At 67.8% G+C, this 14,389-nt stretch carries 18 protein-coding genes and 1 tRNA gene; 13 read left to right on the forward strand and 6 right to left on the reverse strand.

What is annotated here, in order from left to right:
* Positions 1–2: 2 nt before the first annotated feature.
* The 6 genes from MU521_RS07200 to MU521_RS07225 all read left to right on the forward strand — a co-directional run bounded on the left by MU521_RS07200 (position 3) and on the right by MU521_RS07225 (position 3,662).
* Entirely contained in the window at positions 3–650 is a 648-nt protein-coding gene (locus MU521_RS07200; RefSeq protein WP_092689201.1) for an adenylate kinase, read from the forward strand.
* 73 nt (positions 651–723) lie between these two features.
* Entirely contained in the window at positions 724–1,608 is an 885-nt protein-coding gene (locus MU521_RS07205) for a DUF106 domain-containing protein (RefSeq protein WP_092689204.1), read from the forward strand.
* A 113-nt stretch (positions 1,609–1,721) separates the two neighbouring features.
* Complete coding sequence (gene cmk / locus MU521_RS07210) at positions 1,722–2,300, forward strand: (d)CMP kinase (RefSeq protein ID WP_092689206.1); 579 nt, start codon at positions 1,722–1,724, stop codon at positions 2,298–2,300.
* Positions 2,300–3,202 (forward strand): RNA-guided pseudouridylation complex pseudouridine synthase subunit Cbf5, encoded by a 903-nt coding sequence (locus MU521_RS07215; protein WP_092689208.1) that lies wholly within the window; start codon positions 2,300–2,302, stop codon positions 3,200–3,202. Before cmk ends, MU521_RS07215 begins: the two co-directional genes overlap by 1 nt.
* 47 nt (positions 3,203–3,249) lie before the next feature.
* A tRNA-Pro gene (locus MU521_RS07220) sits at positions 3,250–3,320 on the forward strand.
* Between the two features lie 198 nt (positions 3,321–3,518).
* Positions 3,519–3,662: a hypothetical protein gene (locus MU521_RS07225; protein ID WP_175452787.1), complete on the forward strand. Its 144-nt coding sequence runs from the start codon at positions 3,519–3,521 to the stop codon at positions 3,660–3,662.
* Positions 3,663–3,852: 190 nt separating this feature from the next.
* Here MU521_RS07225 and MU521_RS07230 read toward each other — a convergent pair whose 3' ends face one another.
* Both MU521_RS07230 and ilvD read right to left on the reverse strand, forming a co-directional pair.
* A complete protein-coding gene (locus tag MU521_RS07230; RefSeq protein WP_092689211.1) occupies positions 3,853–4,071 on the reverse strand; it encodes a hypothetical protein in 219 nt (72 codons plus the stop codon).
* A gap of 240 nt (positions 4,072–4,311) precedes the next feature.
* On the reverse strand, positions 4,312–6,063 hold the full coding sequence (gene ilvD / locus MU521_RS07235) for a dihydroxy-acid dehydratase (RefSeq protein WP_092689215.1): 1,752 nt from the start codon (positions 6,061–6,063) through the stop codon (positions 4,312–4,314).
* A gap of 301 nt (positions 6,064–6,364) precedes the next feature.
* On the opposite strand from ilvD, the gene MU521_RS07240 reads away from it, so the two are divergent.
* From MU521_RS07240 to MU521_RS07260, 5 genes are all read left to right on the forward strand, one after another.
* Positions 6,365–6,559 (forward strand): DUF6114 domain-containing protein, encoded by a 195-nt coding sequence (locus MU521_RS07240; RefSeq protein ID WP_092689217.1) that lies wholly within the window; start codon positions 6,365–6,367, stop codon positions 6,557–6,559.
* 39 nt (positions 6,560–6,598) lie between these two features.
* On the forward strand, positions 6,599–7,564 hold the full coding sequence (locus tag MU521_RS07245; RefSeq protein ID WP_092689220.1) for a beta-ribofuranosylaminobenzene 5'-phosphate synthase family protein: 966 nt from the start codon (positions 6,599–6,601) through the stop codon (positions 7,562–7,564).
* A gap of 60 nt (positions 7,565–7,624) precedes the next feature.
* The gene (locus MU521_RS07250) at positions 7,625–8,461 is read left to right on the forward strand and encodes an RAD55 family ATPase (RefSeq protein ID WP_092689222.1); all 837 of its coding nucleotides are present in this window, start codon (positions 7,625–7,627) and stop codon (positions 8,459–8,461) included.
* Between the two features lie 132 nt (positions 8,462–8,593).
* Positions 8,594–9,538, forward strand: a complete 945-nt coding sequence (locus MU521_RS07255; RefSeq protein ID WP_092689225.1) for a coiled-coil domain-containing protein — start codon at positions 8,594–8,596, stop codon at positions 9,536–9,538.
* Complete coding sequence (locus MU521_RS07260; RefSeq protein WP_092689227.1) at positions 9,531–10,163, forward strand: DUF8135 domain-containing protein; 633 nt, start codon at positions 9,531–9,533, stop codon at positions 10,161–10,163. Before MU521_RS07255 ends, MU521_RS07260 begins: the two co-directional genes overlap by 8 nt.
* Here MU521_RS07260 and MU521_RS07265 read toward each other — a convergent pair.
* A complete protein-coding gene (locus tag MU521_RS07265) occupies positions 10,155–10,742 on the reverse strand; it encodes a response regulator transcription factor (protein WP_092689230.1) in 588 nt (195 codons plus the stop codon). The two genes, MU521_RS07260 and MU521_RS07265, sit on opposite strands and share 9 nt — an antisense overlap.
* Before the next feature lie 129 nt (positions 10,743–10,871).
* On the opposite strand from MU521_RS07265, the gene MU521_RS07270 reads away from it, so the two are divergent.
* Both MU521_RS07270 and MU521_RS07275 read left to right on the forward strand, forming a co-directional pair.
* Positions 10,872–11,885, forward strand: coding sequence for a sensor histidine kinase (locus MU521_RS07270; RefSeq protein WP_139171063.1), 1,014 nt, complete (start codon positions 10,872–10,874; stop codon positions 11,883–11,885).
* 52 nt (positions 11,886–11,937) lie between these two features.
* Positions 11,938–12,261, forward strand: coding sequence for a transcription factor S (locus MU521_RS07275; protein ID WP_092689237.1), 324 nt, complete (start codon positions 11,938–11,940; stop codon positions 12,259–12,261).
* Positions 12,262–12,283: 22 nt separating this feature from the next.
* Here MU521_RS07275 and MU521_RS07280 read toward each other — a convergent pair whose 3' ends face one another.
* From MU521_RS07280 to MU521_RS07290, 3 genes are all read right to left on the reverse strand, one after another.
* Complete coding sequence (locus tag MU521_RS07280; protein ID WP_092689239.1) at positions 12,284–13,438, reverse strand: DUF3179 domain-containing protein; 1,155 nt, start codon at positions 13,436–13,438, stop codon at positions 12,284–12,286.
* A gap of 98 nt (positions 13,439–13,536) precedes the next feature.
* A complete protein-coding gene (locus MU521_RS07285) occupies positions 13,537–13,761 on the reverse strand; it encodes a hypothetical protein (protein WP_092689242.1) in 225 nt (74 codons plus the stop codon).
* A 106-nt stretch (positions 13,762–13,867) separates the two neighbouring features.
* On the reverse strand, positions 13,868–14,326 hold the full coding sequence (locus tag MU521_RS07290; RefSeq protein WP_092689244.1) for a pyridoxamine 5'-phosphate oxidase family protein: 459 nt from the start codon (positions 14,324–14,326) through the stop codon (positions 13,868–13,870).
* Positions 14,327–14,389: the final 63 nt, after the last annotated feature.

Below are 14,389 nucleotides of genomic sequence, written 5' to 3' on the forward strand. Positions count from 1 at the left end.
ACATGGCAGACGCACACGTGCTGATTCTCGGCCCGCCGGGCGCAGGCAAGGGGACACAGAGCAGTCGTATCGCCGACCGGTTCGACGTAGAACACGTCACGACCGGCGACGCACTCCGGGGCAACAAGGACATGGACATCTCGGACATGGACACCGAGTACGACACGCCCCGCGAGTACATGGAGGCGGGCGATCTCGTGCCCGACGCCGTGGTCAACGCCATCGTGGAGGAAGCCCTCTCCAGCGCCGACGGGTTCGTGCTGGACGGCTACCCACGCAACATGGAGCAGGCCGACGAACTCGAAGACATGACCGACCTCGACGTGATCCTCTCGCTCGACGTGAGCCGCGGGGAACTCGTCGACCGGCTCACCGGCCGCCGGGTCTGTGACGACTGTGGCACCAACTTCCACGTCGAGTTCGACCAGCCCGAGGAAGACGGTGTCTGTGACGAGTGTGGTGGCGAGTTGATCCAGCGCGACGACGACAACGAGGAGTCCGTGAACAACCGGCTGGACGTGTTCGAGGACAATACCGCGCCCGTCATCGACCACTACCGCGACCACGCCGGATTCGTCGAGATCGACGGCGAACAGACCCCCGACGAGGTCTGGGCGGACATCGAAGCGGCCATCGACGAGCGAATCTGAGCTGTCCCGAGGTTCCGTTTTCGCCGCATCGAGAGTAAAAGCTTGATTAGCGGTGGTGCCTAGAGTTCCGACAATGCCACGTACCGCCGAGAAAGTAGAGTCGCTCGCCCGGGAGGACGGCGAGTTGCTCGACGCGCTCGAAGCGGTCCTCGACGTCGCCGAGGACGATGGGGCCGTCGAGTGGAGCGACGTCAGCGACGAGATGACCAGCGGTCAGTGGGGCCGTCTCATCGAGAAGGGACTGCTCGTCGACGCCGACGGGTCCGGGTTCGTCGTCGACGACCCCGAGGGCGTCCGCGACGCGCTCACCGACGACGAAGTGAGCGACGCGGCCGCCGACGGCGACGAGGGATCCTCGTGGTCGTCCTACGACAAACTGGCCGGCGTCGGCGCGCTGGGGATGATGGCGGGGTACTCGCTGCCGTCGATCCGCAACGCCATCGGCGGGACCCTCGACGCACTCTTTGGCCCGCTGGAGGCGATGCTCCCCTTCTACGTCGTCGTCATGGTCCTGGCCATGCTCACGGGCCTGTACTCGACGCTGTTGCAGGCCAACCTGATGGACATGGACAAGATGAGCGAGTACCAGGAGCAGATGAAAGAGATCCAGGAGCGCCGCAAGGAGGCCAAGGAGCGCGGCGACGAGGAGGCACTGGACCGCATCCAGCAGGAGCAGATGGACGCCATGGGTGACCAGATGGGCATGTTCAAAGAGCAGATTCGCCCGATGGTCTGGATCATGCTGCTGACCATTCCTGTCTTCCTGTGGATGTACTGGCTGCTGGGAACCGGGCAGATCCAGGGCCAGACCATCGTCCTCCCGCTGGTCGGCGACATCAGCTGGCGGGCCGGCATCCTCGGCCCGCTCCAGGCCTGGATCGTCTGGTACTTCCTCTGCTCGATGGGCTTCACCCAGATCATCCGGAAGGCGCTGAACATCCAGACGACGCCGACCTGATTGGCGCGTCCCTCAGTGCTCTTCGACGCGCACCGATTCGTCACCGACCAGCGCCAGCACGAACGCCCGGTCGAAGACACAACCTCTTTTACCGCGACCACCGCAGGTCTGATATGCTGATTACCGTCTCCGGTCCCGCGGGCAGCGGCAAGAGTACGCTCGCGGCGGGACTGGCCGACGCGCTCGGCCACGAGCACGTCAGTGGGGGTGACATCTTCCGCGCGCTGGCCGACGAACGCGGCTGCTCGCTGGTCGAGTTCAACGAACTCGCCGAGGAGGACGACCAGATCGACCGCGATCTGGACCGCCGGCTCCGCGAGACCGCCCGCGAGTCGACCGACCTCGTGCTGGAATCGCGACTCGCTGGCTGGATGGCCGCCGAGTACGCCGACCTCCGGGTGTGGCTCGACGCCCCACTCGACGTGCGGGCCGACCGCATCGCCGACCGCGAGGACAAACCCCTCGACGAGGTGCTCGAAGAAACCCGCGCCCGCGCCGCCAGCGAGGCCCAGCGCTACCGGGAGTACTACGGCATCGATATCGAGGACCGGTCGATCTACGATCTGACCGTGAACACCGCCCGCTGGGACGCCGACGCCTGCCTCTCGCTCGTCCTCTCGGCCGCCGAATCCTACGACGACGACAGCGACGAAGGGAAATACCCCGTCGAAGGCGTCCGCTACGAGTTCTGATGGTCGACCGCGGCGCTCCCGACGACCGGTCGATCCCCGACCGCCTCGAATTCGGCGTCGTCAACCTCGACAAACCGCCCGGCCCCTCCGCCCACCAGGTCGCCGCCTGGGTTCGGGACATGGTCGACGACCGAGTTCCGGGCGGCATCGACGGCGTCGCCCACGCCGGCACGCTCGACCCGAAAGTCACCGGCTGTCTGCCCCTCCTCCTGGGCGACGCCACCCGCATGGCTCAGGTGTTCGACGACGCCGTCAAGGAGTACGTCGCCGTCCTCGAACTCCACGGCCGCGCCCCCGCCGCCCTCGAATCCGTCGCCGCCGAGTTCGAGGGCCCCATCTACCAGAAACCGCCACGAAAGAGTGCCGTCAAGCGGCAGCTCCGGGTCCGGGAGATCCACGACCTGGACGTGCTCGAAATCGAAGACCGCCGTGTGCTCCTGCGGGTCCGCTGTGAGAGCGGGACCTACATCCGAAAACTCTGTCACGACCTCGGGCTGGCCCTGGGCACCGGCGCGCACATGGGTCACCTCCGGCGCACCGCGACCGGCGAGTTCGACGACCGCGATCTGGTTACCCTCGAGGACCTCACGGATGCGCTGGCGTGGTGGGCCGAAGACGACGACTCCGAACCGCTCCGGGAGTTCGTCCAGCCTGCCGAGCACGCGCTGGACCCGGTACCCGGCGTGACCATCGCCCCCAGCGCCGCCGCACAGGTCGCCGAGGGCGCGCCGGTGTACGCACCCGGCGTGATCGAGTCGGACTTGGCCGCCGACGGCGCGACCGACCGGCCGCTCGTGGCCTGCTACACGCCCAACGGGTCGGCGATCTGTCTCGGCCGACTGGCTGGCGATCCGGACGGCGAGTCCGGTACCGTCGTCGAGTTAGAACGCGTACTGGTCTAGGCGCAAAACGACACCCTTAATCCGGGGACCCTCGTGGGCCTAACTGCGGGACCGTGGGGTAGCGGTATCCTCGGCGCATGGGGTGCGTCGGACCTGAGTTCGAATCTCGGCGGTCCCACTCCCACTTTTTACTGCAGGGGGGTTCGCCTTCGGCGAACCCCCTTTGCAAAAACCTGGGGAAAAACTGCTCGGCGCTCAGCCTTCGGCTTCGCGCCGAGTGAACCGCGCTCGCTTCGCTCGCGCGGATGCTGGTACCACCTCCGAATTGCCAGCGGAGACCTGACCAGCGTACCTCGTCGACACGCTCTACGAGGTCGTGACCATCGCGCTCGTGCTGGCCGGGGCATACGCAGTTCTCGGGCGGCGCATGGTGTCGGCCGCCGTCGAGGACGCCCAAGAGATGGCTGGCGACGGGAGCGACGAGCAGGGCGGTGACGAGACCAGCGGGGGCCAGCAGTGAGGTTCCTCGCCGAGTCGGTGCCGAACGGGAGCGTGGCGCTCCCGCATCACCTCTACACTGACCTGCTCATCGTACTCTGGGCGCGCTGCTGGTGAACGTGACGGCCAGCGGGAACGCCGCCGGATTCCACACCGCCACCGACAGCGACAACGTCATCATCGAGTCGGTCTGACGGCGCTATCTGTGGCGACTACTCGAGGAACAGCAGGAAGATACTCGGCGCGATTAGCAGGACGAGTCCGACGACCATCAGGGCCGCCGGCAGGACGAACAAGGACATGTCGGCCACGAGCCACATGCCCGCACCCGCGAGTAGCGCGAGCAGCCCGATGAGTCGGACGATCCAGGCCATTACACCCTCCAGGCCGAAGTCGGCTGCCACTTCCGCTACTTCGAGTATTTCGTCCATGGCTATCTGGGCGTTCGATCACCCAACTACTTATGTCTGGTTGAAAATCATTCACAACCACCGTTTACTTCCTCGGGTCGCCGCAGGCGACCACTCACACCAGAAATCAGAGATTTCTGGTTTGCTCACGGGAGCTTCGCTCTCGTGAACGTCGCAAAAGCTGGATCAGAAAGACGGGCCCTCGTTGCACTCGGTCCCGCGAGCCGCGCTCACTTCGCTCGCGCAGATGCCGGACTCCGTTCAGTTCTGCTTCGCGCCGGGATTGGTCACTGCGCCGTTGGCCGCCGAGTCGAACATCCGGCCGTACTTCGCCAGCACGCCGTTCGTGTAGTTCGGTTCGGGCATGTCCCGCTCGTCGAGGCGGCGCTCGATCTCCTCGTCCGTGAGATCCACCGACAGTTCGAGGTCGTCGATGTCGATGGTGATGGTGTCGCCGTCCTCCAGCGCCGCGATGGGACCGCCGACGTAGGCCTCGGGGGCGACGTGGCCGATGGAGAAGCCCCGCGTCGCGCCGGAGAACCGGCCGTCGGTAAAGAGCGCCACGTCCTCGGCGTGACCCTGGCCGGCGACGGCGGAGGTGACGCCCAGCATCTCCCGCATCCCGGGGCCGCCCTGTGGCCCCTCGTTGCGGATGCCGATCACGTCACCGCTCTCGACGTTGCCTTCCTGGACGTACTGCATGGCGTTCTCCTCGTCCTCGAAGATCCGGACCGGGCCCTCGTGGTGGAGGTGGTCTTCGCCGGTGATCTTGATGACCGCACCGTCGGGGGCGAGGTTGCCCGTCAGGATGCGGATGGCACCGCGCTCGTGGATCGGGTCGGCCACGGTTTCGAGGAACTCGGCGTCCAGATCGGCGATCTTCGGCGGGTCGTAGGCCTCGATGGCTTCGGTCATCGTCTCGCCCGTCACGGTCAGGGCGTCGCCGTGGAGCAGGTCGGCGTCCAGGAGCTCCCGGAGGACGACCGGCACGCCGCCGACCTCGTGCAGGTCGTTCATCACTTTCTCGCCGCCGGGCTGGAGATCGGCGATCTTCGGCGTGCGGGCGCTGATCCGGTTGAAGTCCTCGATGTCGAGTTCGACGCCGGCTTCGGCAGCCATCGCCAGCAGGTGGAGGACGGCGTTGGTCGACCCGCCGATCGCGACCTGCAGGGCAATGGCGTTCTCGAAGGACTCCCGCGTGAGGAAATCTGAGGGCTTGCGGCGCTCGCGGACGACCTCGACGGCGACCTCGCCAGCCTCACGCGCGACCTCGTAGCGGGACTCGTCCTCGGCGGGCGGCGAGGCCGAACCGAGGGGTGCAAAGCCCAGCGCCTCCGAGATGGAGGCCATCGTGTTGGCGGTGAACATCCCGCCACAGGAGCCAGCGCCGGGACAGGCGTTGCGCTCCAGATCGTCGAGTTCCTCCTCGGTCATGTCGCCGTCGGCGACCGCGCCGACGCCCTCGAAGACGTTCTGGATGGTGACCTCCCGGCCCTCGTGTTCGCCTGGCATGATCGATCCGCCGTACAGGAAGACGCTGGGCAGGTCGGTCCGGATCGAGGCCATCATCATCCCGGGCATGTTCTTGTCACAGCCGCCGATGGTGACCAGGCCGTCCATGCGCTCGCCGAAGGCGACGAGTTCGACCGAATCGGCGATGACCTCACGGGAGATCAGGGAGGCCTTCATCCCCTCGGTCCCCATCGAAATGGCGTCGGAGATGGTGATCGTGCCGAACTCGATGGGCATCCCCTCGCCCTCGTCGATGCCGTCGTAGGCGGATTCGGCGACGTCGTCGAGGTGGACGTTACAGGGCGTGATGTCGGCGGCGGGGTTGGCGACGCCGACCATCGGCGAGGAGAGGTCCTCGTCGTCGTAGCCCATCGCGCGGAACATCGCGCGGTGGGGGGCCTTGTCCCGGCCCTCCGTGACCTCGCTGGACGGCAGGTCGTCGTCTTTCTCGATGGCGTCCGAGGCCGGCTCCCGGGCCTCGGGGTCGGGCTGTTGGCTCATGGCCGTAGGATTGCCACCCTGGCGCTTTAACTTCCCGGATTCTGGGACCGACCGTTTCGCCGCCGCCCGAATCCGTTCGCTCGACCGCTGGAGCGACGTGGCGAAGTAACAATTTGTATTCCAGTCCGAGTGGCAGGTCCGATATGAACGGGACGGTGACGCGGGTCGGTGGGGGCTTGCTATGTGTCGCGAGCGTCGTCATCGGGGCGGTTCCGGTACCGTTCCGTGCTGAATTGGCCGTCGTCGGCGGCAGTTTCACCATCGTCGGGCTCGTGTTCGCGGCCCTCGTGGGTCTCTGTGGGTGGTACTGGTCGCCCGGCCGGACTACGGACTCTACGCCGGACCGCTGGGGGTGGTGTTTTCCCTCCTGTCGCTGATCGGTGCGCTCGGTGGGCTCTTCGTCGGGATGTTTCTCGGGGTCGTCGGTGGACTCCTCGCGACGGTCGGTGGCGCCCTCCAGTACGCCGACACCGAGACCGATCCGGACCCGACCTGACCCGCAACTGCCATGCCGGCCGAGCGATTAGATCGCCCCATGACTCGCGTGGCCGCCGGTGCGCGCCTGCACTTCGGTTTCCAGAACCTCTCGCTGGCCCGGGAGCGCCTCTACGGTGGCGTCGGCGTCGCCTTGGACGAACCGCGGGTGGTGATCGAGGCCGACCCCGCCGATGGCGTCCACTGTGCCGACGCGACCGTGGCCGACCACGCCCGGACGGCGGTGGATCTGCTCGACGTGTCCGGCGTCGACCTGACCGTCGTCGAGCGCTTGCCCCGTCACGTCGGCCTGGGCAGCGGCACGCAACTCGCCATGGCGACGCTCGCGGCGGTCGCGGCCGCCCACGACCGGGACCCGGAACTGCGCGACCGCGCGCCGGCACTGGGCCGTGGCGGGCGGAGCGGCGTCGGCGTCGCGGCCGCCGAGGTCGGCGGGTTCGTCGTCGACGGCGGCCACCCAACCGAACTGTTCACGGCCGCGCCGCCCGCCGACGGCGCGTGGACGGTCCCGCCAGTGACCGCCCGCCACGAACTCCCGACCGACTGGCGGTTCGTCGTCGCCGTTCCCGAGACCGACCCGGGCCGGAGCGGCGAGGCCGAAGACGAGAGCATGCGCACGGTGGTCGAACGCGCCGATCCAGGGATCGCCGACGAGATCGGCGGTGTCCTCCTCCGGCGGATCCTCCCGGCGGCCGCCGAGGGCGACCGGGCTACCTTCGGTGACGGTGTGTCGAAACTCGGCCGGCTCAACGGGGCCTGGTACGCCGACGAGCAGGGGGGTGTCTACCGGCCGCCGGCGGGTCGGATCGTCGACGAACTCTCGGGTCATCCCGCCGTCACCGGCACCGGCCAGTCCTCGTGGGGGCCCACCGTCTACGCGCTGACCGACGCCACGATGGCCGAGGACGCCCGGACCGCCGCACGGGACGCCCTCGACGCGGTCGGCGTCGACGGCCGAATCGTCGTGAGCGCACCCACAAATCGCGGGCTCCGGATCGAGACCTGACGCGTTTCGACGGCCGAACCCGCCGCAAGTAGTAAATCGTCACGTCCGTTTGGTGAGAGCATGGACCGCATCCCCTTCGGTATCCGACAGTTGGATACGATCATCGACGGGGGGGCACCGCCGGGCAGCGTCGTCCTGCTGTCGGGCGAAGCGGGGGCCGGCTCGCGGGAGTTCATGTACACGAGCGCGATCCTCAACGGGCTCGCCAACGCCGACCGCGAACTCCACGACCTCTACTACGGCGACGTTGCGGCCGGCGCGAGCGTCACCGACGATATTCACTACGTCTCCTTCACGGCCGACAGCGACCAGCTCTACCGCGAGATGGATCGGACCATGGACACCGAGATCGTCGAGTCCGGGTTCGAAGCCGTCGATTTCGTCGACATGGCCGAGTCGTACTTCCACCCCAGTAGCGTCCCGCGAGACTGGTACGCAGAGGAGACCAGACACATCCGGGACATGGCCGGCCGCCAGGACCGCGAGGACATCTTCACCGCACTCGGTGCCTACCTCAGCGAGAACGCACCGGGGAGCCTCGTCGTCATCGACTCGCTGTCGGACCTCATCAGTTCGCTGGGCGACGACCGCGACTGGTCCGACATCGTCTACATCGTCAAGGGGCTCCAGAAGGCCGCTCACTCCTGGAACGGGCTGATCCTCGTCCACGTCAACCACGAGACGGTCACGCCCGAACAGCAGGGCCAACTGATCGACGCGGCCAACGGGACGATGACCTTCGAGTGGGAACAGGGCGGCTCCGAACGCGCCCGTACCCTGGTGTTCAAGAAGTTCCGTGGCGTCCTCTCCCGGATCGAGGACGAGAACATCATCCGCTTCGAGACCGAGATCGGCGACGCCGGCTTCGACATCAGCGACGTTCGGAAGATTCGCTGACATCTTCGCCACCTACCTCCCGCTCGCTCTCGATTTCCGGCGCGAGCGCGCTGCTTTCCCGACCGTCCGTTGTTTTACGAGCTGATAAACTGTGGCAAACCCTTAACTGCGGAAGGGGCCAACTGCGAGTAGATGGCCAGTGAGCCGACGGACGAGCCGGTGACGGTGTCGCTGCCGCCGGAGTTGGCGGCGTGGGTCGACGAACAGGCCCGCGACCGCGGCACCGACCGCGAGACCGTCCTCGCCCAGTTGCTCGCCGCCCACCGCGCCACCGACGACCTCGACGCCGACGACCCCGAGGCGCTGGCCGAGGTCGTCGACGTGGAGGCCGCCGTGAACGACGTGCTCGCCGACAGGCTCCCCGAGATAGTCGACGCCGTCACGGACCAGCTGGAGGTCGAGGCCCAGGTGCAAGACGCCGTCGAGCGACACCTCCAGGACGCCCTCGAAGATCGGCTGGCGGAGGTGTCACAGTCCGCCGCCGACCGGGCCACCGAGCAGATCGGCGACCGGCTCGACGACCGCCTCGGCGCGGTCGAAGACGACTACATGGACAAGATCCAGGACGTTCGCCAGCGCGTCATTCAGGTCAAACAGGCGGCCGACAGCAAGGCACCGGCCGACCACGGCCACCCCGACCTGGCCGACCGTATCGACGGCCTGGCCAGCGATGTCGAGACCGTCGAGGGAGAGATCGAGACGCTCCGGGCCCAACTCGACGAGCGAGCTGGCGACACAGCCGACCGAATCGAGGATCTGGACGAGACCGTCGGCGACCTCGAAGAGAAGGTCCGGACGGTGGCCCACGTCGTCCGGGACCTCCGGGACGACGCCCGGGTGGGCTCGAAACGGGCCACCTCGGTCGAGGGGATCAAACGCGCCGCGGCCGAACTCGACGTGGACCGCGCGAAGTGTGGCGTCTGTGGCGAAGGCGTCCAGATCGGGCTCATGACCGAGCCCGAGTGCCCACACTGCGAGGCCGTCGTCACCGACGTCGAACCCAAGGACGGTTTCTTCGGCAGTCCGAAACTCGTCAAGGCCCAGAGCATCGAGGCCCCGGAGGAAGACGATGGCTGAGGACGAGGACGACCCGTTCGACGCCTTCGAGACGCCCGACGAGGCCGACGATCCCTTCGAGGACCTGGATCCTTCCGACGCCGACGACGGGGAGACTGCCGGGGAGCAACATCCGGACGACACGCCTGCCGACGAACCGACACCGCCGGGCCGGCTCCGGGACGATCCCTTCGAGACCGCGGAATCGGCCGAGACCGAGACCGACGCGAGCAGCGAGGTCGCGTCGCCGACCTCCGACGACGCGGGCGGCGACGCCTCGACGGAACCCACGGACGACCCCTTCGCGGAGTTCTCGACGGCCCGCCGGGACGAGGGCGACGACCCGTTCGAAGCATTCGAGTCGGCCGGCGTCGACGAGATCGACCCCGATGCGGTCTGGCAGGATCTGGAGAGCAGTGGGCCCGAAACCGAGGAACGAACCTACTCCGAGGTGTCGAAACACCGCTTCTGTGAGGGGTGTGAACATTTCAGTGGTCCGCCCGAAATCGAGTGCACTTACGAGGGCGCGGCTATCGTCGAGTTTCTGGACATGGAGACGGTGCGGCTGTTGAACTGCCCCATCGTCGCCGAACAGCGCGCGCTCGAAGGGAGCGGCGTCGAACTGGGCGAGACCGATTCAGAGTGAGGAGCGGGAACCCCGCTCGACCGACCGGTGGGTCTCGACGATCTCCTCGAAGTTGTCCATCGACTCCCGGAGTTCCTCGCTGAGTTTCACGGCGCGGCGCTTGGTTCGCTGGAACTCCTCGTCGTTTTCGAGTTCGCTCGGCTGGAGTTCCGACTCCAGCACCGAGAGCTTCGACAGCAGGTTGAAAAACTCGTCCAGTTTCGGGTCGGTCCCGCTCCGGTCGACGTGCTGGTCGAGGGTCGTCCGGAGCGTCTCCTTGTCGACCGGCTTGCAGAGATAGTCGTCGAAATCCATCTCCAGAATGTTGAGATCGGGATCGACCGCCGTCACCATGATGATCGGGAAGTCGTAGCCCCGGTCCCGTAGCTTCTCGAGGACCTCGTCGCCGTGGATGTCCGGCATCCGCCGGTCCAGCAGCATGGCGTCGGTGGTCGCGTCGACCTTCTCGAGGGCCGCTTCGCCGCCGAACGCCAGCTCGGTGTCGTAGTCGCCACTGAGCTTCAGGGCGTAGGCCTCCGCAACGTCTTCTTCGTCGTCGACGACGAGGACGTTCGGCGCAGTACTGGACTCGTGGGGCACAGTCGCAGTGAGTCGTATCGGAGGCGCGCTGAAATACCTTTGCGCGGTTTCGCGCAGCGAGTCGTCGGCTCACCGCTCGTAACGGCCGACAGCTACTCCAAGGGGCTGTCCGAATTCGACAGCCAACGCATGGACGAGGGGGACGGAGCCGACGACCTGCTCAGCGCCCACCCCGACCCCGTGGTCAAGTACGGCAAAGGAGCCGAGGGCATCGTCGTCGAGGCGATCAACCCCGCCTTCCGGGAGACCTTCGCCGTCGACGGGGCAGACGTGTCACTCCGGGCGACACTCGCCGCCGAGGACGCCCTGTCGGCGGTCGCGGGCGCGATCCAGTCGGGCGACGCCCTCGACCGCGAGACCGTCTGTGACACGACCGATGGTGACCGCCGCCTCCGGCTCCGCAACGTCCCGACCGACGACGGGGGCTACCTGCTGTACACCGCGCTCGGGGACGGCCACGAACGCCACGAGGACCTGCAGGCGGAGGTCGACCGGCTCACCGAGCGCAACGACCGCCTGGAGACGTTCGCCAGCGTCGTCTCACACGACCTCCGGAATCCCCTCGAAGTCGCCGAGACCTACCTCGAGACGGCCCGCGAGACCGGCGAGGACGAACAGTTCGACCGCGTCGCCCAGGCGCTGGACCGGATGCGCACACTCATCGAGGACGTCCTCGAACTCGCTCGCGAGGGTCGAGTCATCGACGGCCGGGAGCGGACGACCCTCGAATCGGTCGCCACCGCCGCTTGGGCGACCGTCGACGGCGGGGAGGCCACCCTGACAGTCGAGAACGGCGAGGCGACGCTCCGGACCGATCCCGACCGGCTCCAGCAGGCACTGGCGAACCTCTTCCGCAATTCCATCGAACACGGCGCGGCCGACGCCACCATCCGGGTCGGCACCCTCGGCAACGCCGACGGCACGGGCTTTTTCCTCGAAGACGACGGCCCTGGCATCCCCGACGACGAGCGCGAGGACGTGTTCGAGCCCGGCGTCACCACCGATCAGGACGGGACCGGGCTCGGACTCGCCATCGTCCAGCGGGTCGTCGAGGCCCACGGCTGGACGGTCGACGTGACCGACGGTGACGACGGCGGGGCCAGATTCGAGGTCCGGAGCGTCGAGTCGCTCCAGCCGCTGTGACCAGACGAAAGAGCCAAGTGTGGTTGGCGGCCGAGTTTCGGCAACCCCGAACATGCAATTCTGTGACGAGTGCGGTTCGATGATGCACGCCGACGGCGACGTGATGGTCTGTTCCTCCTGTGGGGCCGAGCAGGCCAAAGACGAGGCCGCCGCCGAGAAGTTCGTCTCCACGGAGGAACAGAGCGGCGACGAACTGATCGAGACCGAGGAGGGGGCCGACTTCGAGGGGAAACCGACCGCCGACGACGTGACCTGCGAGGAGTGTGGCCACGGGAAGGCCTGGTACACGATCAAACAGACCGGCTCGGCCGACGAGCCGCCGACCCGGTTTTTCAAGTGCCAGGACTGCGGCAACCGCTGGCGCGAGTACAACTAGACCGGCGCTGCGCCCGCCGGCTTCACTCGCCGGTCCCCGACGCCGGGAAGATCTCCGTGTCCGGGTACTGGTTCGACCAGCCGCGCCAGAACATGGCTGGCGTCGCGCTCGTTGGGGCGAGCCTCCGGCCCTCGTGGGGGCCGTCGACCGCCCGGCCCGTCGTCCGCTCCCAGCGGGAGCCGCCGGCCCGGAGGTGGCGCTCGCCGGCGGCCCGGAACCGGAGCGTCGTCCCGCCGGCCCGTCGCTCGTAGGCTACCAGCCCGCCGTCGGGGGCGAGCGCGACGACGACCGGCGACGACCCGACGGTGTCGTTGACGACGTTTCGGTCCCGGACTTCGGCGAACGGATACGCCCGCGCCTCGCCGTCGCGGGCGATCCCGACGACCAGCGTCTTCGGGGTCGGCCCCGCCTCGTCCCGCCGACCGCGGTACCCGATCAGCTGGTCCCTGCCCCGGACGTACTTGCCGTCGAAGTAGTCGAACGTCGCGTCACGGCCGCGGACGGTGTCGGACCGCGGCGGCGGGAGCAGGACCGTCGTGTCCGGGTGACTCTCGCGCCACTCGCCCCAGCTCGTCAGCCGCGCAGGCGACAGCGACAGTTCCTCGCCGGTCGCCGGCCCGCGGATCGCGGCCGCGAGCAACTGGCTCCAGAGGCTCCCGGTCGCGCGGTCGTACGCGACCAGCGCCCCCCGGTAGAGGTACCCCGAAACGCCGAACACCGTCTCGGTCCCGTTCACGCGGCGCTCCCCGACGACTGCGGTCCCACAGAGCGGACAGTAGGTGACCAGCGTCGGGCCGGCGAACCCGTCGTTGACGACCTCGTGCCAGTCGAGTACCCGGAGGGGGTACGCGCGCGCCTCCCCGTCGCGTTTGAGGCCGACGACCGGCGAGTCGTCGGGCAACAGCGGCCCGCCGTCGTAGGCCGAGGACTCCGGGACGGACAGCCCGGACCAGTCCTCGCCGAACGCGGGGTCGACTATCGCCGGAATCCTGTCCCGCGGCACGGCCGCGCGCAACTCCCCGCGGGACACCGGCAGTTCGACCGCACCGATCCGGCGATCGCCGGGACTGCCGGCGGTGGGCGTCGCGCCCGTTCCTCCGTCGCCGGTCCGGCCACAGCCTGCGAGACCGGATGCGAGACCGGCGACCGAGGCGGCGAGGAACTCGCGCCGTCGCATCGCCGGTGGTTCGATCCACTCGTTCAAAAACCTGTGCGGGTGTCGCACGGGCCTCGCACGACCGGTCCGTCACGGCGGAGGCACGCCGGGGGACCGATTCAGGTCCCGTCGCCGAGGCCGGCCATCGGCGACGCTCCACCGACGATGGCAGCGCCCGCCAGGATAGCGGCCGCGAGCGCGACGAAGTCGCTGCTCGGGGAGTACTCGGCCAGCCCGGCCCCCGCACCGACGATGAACACCGTGACGACGTAACTGAGGATCGCGAAGACGAGCGACGCGACGATACTACTGACGAGCGCACCGAACGAATCGAGAAGTCCCACTCCAATCACCCGACTCCCGGACGGCGGATGAGTGTGGTGTCCGACCGGCGACGCCGGACCGACGATTCCGGAGGGACTGCGTGGCGTCGCCGCGGTCAGCTACACCTCAGCTCTCTTTGACTTCGAGCCCGCGCACTTCGTCGGGTTCGAGGCGGAAGCCGTACATGTCCTCGATGTCGCCCGCGCGCTGGAAGTCACTGGAGAACCAGGCGTTGTCTTCGAGCGCCTCGACCAGGTGGTCCCAGTCTTTGCTGTCGGTTGGGACCCGCCGGACCGGGCCGGTCACCGCGATGGACTGCCAGTCGAACCGGCTCCCGATGTCGGTCACGAGCAGGCGCGCCGTCCCGCCTTCTTCGACGAAGTCGAACTTCCGGCCGTCCGGGCTGTCTTCGAGGAACACGAAGTACACGTCCGACCCGTCGTACCCGAACGAGATCGGCAGGCTGTACGGCTCGTCGTCGCTGGCCAGCGAGAGGATGCCGTACCCGTTCGCTTCGAGCAGGTCGTCGATGTCGCGCTGGGCCATCGGCGTCCCCATCCACTGACCGGTCGTGTCCATGGTCATACCCGAACCTTGGCACGGCACGACCTTGTAAGTACACCCCACAGGGCGCGGACGGGACCGCAC

The organism is Halorientalis regularis (genome assembly GCF_023698535.1).
GTDB lineage: Archaea > Halobacteriota > Halobacteria > Halobacteriales > Haloarculaceae > Halorientalis > Halorientalis regularis.